Below are 248 nucleotides of genomic sequence, written 5' to 3' on the forward strand. Positions count from 1 at the left end.
TTGATTTGTTCGATTTCATGCGGCGTTTTCGACGCATACGTTTTTTGGTATTTGTAGAGCTCGATGACTTTCCCAGAATTAAAGCCTTATCCTTGTCGGCTTCTTCCTGAATCTTCTGAGCCTGTTCTTTAATGAATAGCCAGATTGAAATACCAATATCACCAAGATTAAGAAGCTTTGAGGCATTCTCAGGTGTATATGGCTTTTCAGATTCAACCGTTTTACCGTCTACGATTTCGGCAAATACC

General features: G+C 39.9%; 1 protein-coding gene. It reads right to left on the bottom strand.

Annotated elements, in window-relative coordinates:
- Positions 1 to 248, bottom strand: a 248-nt coding sequence (locus ACODJP_RS14395; RefSeq protein WP_422482666.1) for a hypothetical protein, incomplete at both ends; no start/stop codon positions are given.

The organism is Pleomorphochaeta sp. DL1XJH-081 (genome assembly GCF_049310885.1).
Lineage (GTDB): Bacteria > Spirochaetota > Spirochaetia > Sphaerochaetales > Sphaerochaetaceae > CAYZJV01.